5 protein-coding genes are annotated in these 3370 nt (G+C 70.5%); 1 reads left to right on the top strand and 4 read right to left on the bottom strand.

The window, feature by feature from the left end; translation table 11 throughout:
* From AC27VN_RS36465 to AC27VN_RS36450, 4 genes are all read right to left on the bottom strand, one after another.
* Positions 1 to 433: alpha/beta fold hydrolase (locus AC27VN_RS36465; RefSeq protein ID WP_490879788.1), on the bottom strand; the 433-nt coding region annotated here is incomplete at its 3' end.
* Positions 430 to 846, bottom strand: a complete 417-nt coding sequence (locus AC27VN_RS36460) for a VOC family protein (protein WP_490879787.1) — start codon at positions 844 to 846, stop codon at positions 430 to 432. The genes AC27VN_RS36460 and AC27VN_RS36465, both read right to left, overlap by 4 nt.
* 4 nt (positions 847 to 850) lie before the next feature.
* Positions 851 to 2452 carry an FAD-dependent monooxygenase gene (locus AC27VN_RS36455; RefSeq protein WP_490879786.1) on the bottom strand — a complete coding sequence of 534 codons (1602 nt, stop codon included), beginning with the start codon at positions 2450 to 2452 and terminating at the stop codon, positions 851 to 853.
* A gap of 2 nt (positions 2453 to 2454) precedes the next feature.
* A complete protein-coding gene (locus tag AC27VN_RS36450) occupies positions 2455 to 3045 on the bottom strand; it encodes a GAF domain-containing protein (protein ID WP_208509360.1) in 591 nt (196 codons plus the stop codon).
* A gap of 69 nt (positions 3046 to 3114) precedes the next feature.
* On the opposite strand from AC27VN_RS36450, the gene AC27VN_RS36445 reads away from it, so the two are divergent.
* On the top strand, positions 3115 to 3370 hold a 256-nt coding region (locus tag AC27VN_RS36445; protein ID WP_490879785.1), incomplete at its 3' end, for a helix-turn-helix domain-containing protein.

Below are 3370 nucleotides of genomic sequence, written 5' to 3'. Positions count from 1 at the left end.
CCGGCAGGCCGCGGCGCAGCTCGGCCAGGCGGCGCGCATCGGGGCACAGCTCCTCGTAGGGCCGTGGCAGCGGCCAGGTGCTGCCGAGCACGAGCCGGTCGACCGCGCGCGGATGCAGCAGCGCCAGCGCCTGCGCCACGCGGCCGCCGAAAGAGGAGCCGAACACATGCGCGCGCTTGAGGCCCAGCGCCTTCACGAGCTGCTGCGCATCGTTCGCGAGGTCCGCGAGCGTGGCCGCGCGCTCGGGCGCTTCCGTGTCGCCGCAATCTCGCTGGTCGTAGGCGATCACGGTGAACTGCTTCGCCAGATGCGGCACCAGCGCGGCGAACATCTGGCGCGAAGCTTCCGCGCCATGCATCAGCAGCAGCGCCGGGCCCTGGCCCGCGCGGTCGAAGGCGATGCGGACCTCGCCGGCCTGCACGAACTCGGTCATGCCGCGTCCTCCCACGGTTCTTCCTCGCGGTCCAGCCAGAAGGTCATCTCGATCTTCAGTCCGCGCGGGTCGTGCAGAAAGAGCTGGTGGATGTCCCAGCCGGGAATAGGCGCCTCGGCGAAGGGCACTTCGAGCGCGCGCAGGTGCGCTCGCATCTCGCGCAGCCCGTGGGCGCGGAACGAGATGTGGTCGACATGGCCCGTGGGCGGTTGCGGCGGCGCATCGGCCGTCGCGAGATGGGCGAACAGGTGCACGATGGGCTGGCCCTCGGCATAGAGCCAGGCGCCGGGCGCGGGAATCTCGGGCCGGGCGCCGGCTTCCAGGCGCAGCACGCGCGTGTAGAAGTCCAGCAGCGGCGGCAGTTCCGCGGGCGTGCAGCGGATCGTGAAGTGGTGCAGCGCGGTGACGGGCATGGCGTCAGTCCAGCAGCTTCGACAGCACGGCCGACAGCTCGGCGGCCGGGTCCGTCGGCGTCCACGGCATGCGGAAGGCGACGTGGCCGTCGGGCCGCACCAGCACCGCGCCGTGCTGGCCCAGCAGCAGGCCGTCCTTCTCGTGCGCGTCCTCTAGCTGGCGCGCCTGCACCACGCGGCCGTTGCGGCCCGACACCTGGCGCGCCGCCTCCATCCAGGCATCGGCGCGCGGACCGGCCACGAGCACGAACTCGCGGTCGAACCAGTCGAGCGTGGTGTGGCGCCGCGCGAGGTCCAGCCACAGGTGCGGAAAGCGCATGCCGGGCTTGTCGGCCGGCTCGTACCAGCGAGCGCGCATCACATGGCGGCCGGTGCCGTCGGGGATCACGGCGCCGTCCTCGTAGCAGAAGCCCAGCGACTGGCCAATGCTGTGGATGTGGTTGTCGCTGTCGCGGATCCAGAACTCGATGCGCTCGCGGTTGCCCGAGCGCAGCGCCTCGTCGCAATGGTTGAAGCGCATTGCGTTGTGCAGGCTGAAGTCGGCGTTCGATTCGGCGATCGGCCGGCGCTCGCTCTCGTAGCTGTCGAGCAGCCGCGCGCTGGCGCGCCCGCTGAGCACGAAGGCCAGCTTCCAGGCCAGGTTGTGCGCGTCCTGGATGCCCGAGTTCATGCCATAGCCGCCATTGGGCGGAAAGCGGTGCGCCGAATCGCCGACCAGCAGCACGCGGCCGCGCCGGAAGTTCGCGGCCACCTGGCGGCTCATGCGCCACACCGAGCGGTTGATGACCTTCACCTCGAGGTTGGGCACGCCCGAGACGGTGCGCGCGAGCTGCACCACCTCGGCATCGCTGCGCGCGCCGGTGCGCTCGTCGGTCTCACGGCCCACCGGCAGCAGGTTGAGCCAGCGGTCCTTTCCGTTGGTGTTGAGCACGGTGGTGATCGGGTACGGTGAGTCTTTGGCGTAGACGCGCCAGCCGGCGCAGGTGGCCGAGTCGCGCACCTGCGAGAGATCGGCCTGCCAGAACTCGTTGGCCATCACGGCCAGCGTGGCTGGGCCGCGCATCTCGATGTCGGCCTGGCGCCGCACCGAGCTCGCGGCGCCGTCGGCCGCGATCAGGTACCGGGCCTGCCAGGTCAGGGTCTCGCCGGTGTCGAGCCGGCGGCCGGTCACGGCGATGCCGTCGGCGCTCTCGGCGTAGTGCAGGAACTCGTGGCCGAACAGGAAGCGGCCGACCTCGCTCTTTCGGGCATGGGCGAGCAGCTCCTGCTCCACCGTGTCCTGCGACTGGATGATCTTCCAGCTCGGCGAGTGGCCGAGGTTCGGCTCGGGATTCGTGCGGCCCCATTCGTGGCCGGTCATCGATTCGCAGAAGGCGAAGAAGTCGGCGCCGTCGGGCAGCGCATGGCGCTTCATCAGGCCGTCGATGCCCCACTGGCGAAAGATCTCCATCGTGCGCGTGTAGGTGCCGCGCGCCTTCGGATGGTCGGTGGTGGTCGGGCTGCGCTCGAGCAGCACGAAGTCGACGCCGAAGCGCTGCAGCAGGATCGCCATCGACAGGCCCACGGGGCCGCCGCCGACGATCACGACGAGGTTCTTGGATTGCATGGTCAGGCCTTCACTTCAGGAGAAAGAGCGGGGAGATCGATCGGCACCGCGTCGGCGGCGAAGCGGTAGGCGAGACCGGGCGCGACCGGCACCCAGCGCGCGGCGGCCAGCGCCAGCAGGCGGATGCCGAGCACCTCATCGGGCTGCCAGCGCTCGCGGACGCCGAACACGTTGAAGGTGGCGAAGCACAGCGCGCCTTGCAGCAGCGGCACGTTGACCACGCTGCACAGGCCCGCGGGCCGCATCTGCTCGAAGTCGTCGAAGTGGCGCGCCAGCACCTGGGCGCCCTCGCCCACGAACACGCGGCCCTGGCGGAACAGGCGATCGGTCCAGCGCGTGTGCGTCTTGCGCTTGGCGCCGTTGACCGGATAGCGGTGCGCCTCCGACGAATAGAAGCGGCGCAGCCGGATCTCGCCGGCCGGATCGTCTTCGGTCGTCACGTTCTGCTGGATGCTGAAGATGCTGCCGGGCACGAGCTCGCGCCGGCAGCGATCGATTCGGCGCAGCGCCTCGTCGGCGTCGCGCGCTGCGTCGAGCGCGTCGAGGAGATCGGCCAAGGTGGCCATGAGCGTCGTGGCGGTGGCTGCGGGCATGGAGAAAAGTCTAGGCCTCGCGATTCACCAAAGTGGACTAAATTCTGATCGGGCGATAACCTGACGGTTATGGCCTCCCCGACCGCCCGCGACCCCGCCGCCGACCTGCAGCACGCGCTGCTCTCGCGCCTCAAGCTGCGCCAGCTCTCGCTGCTGCAGGCCATCGACCGGCACCGCACGCTGGGCCGCGTGGCGGCCGAGATGCGGCTGAGCCAGCCCGCGATCACCAAGGCGCTGCGCGAAACCGAGGACATCTTCGGCAACCGGCTGTTCGAGCGCAGCAGCCGCGGCCTGGTACCGACCGCGGCCGGCGAGGCGGTGCTGC

The organism is Variovorax sp. 20P10.2.4 (genome assembly GCF_058244205.1).
The sequence above is the reverse complement of the archived record's forward strand: the minus strand, read 5'-3'. Positions and strand labels throughout refer to the sequence as shown.

Excerpts from the sequence above, each read along its gene's own strand:
- AC27VN_RS36460 (WP_490879787.1), bottom strand. The coding sequence starts at position 846 with ATGCCCGTCACCGCGCTGCACCACTTCACGATCCGCTGCACGCCCGCG.
- AC27VN_RS36455 (WP_490879786.1), bottom strand. The coding sequence starts at position 2,452 with ATGCAATCCAAGAACCTCGTCGTGATCGTCGGCGGCGGCCCCGTGGGC.
- AC27VN_RS36450 (WP_208509360.1), bottom strand. The coding sequence starts at position 3,045 with ATGCCCGCAGCCACCGCCACGACGCTCATGGCCACCTTGGCCGATCTC.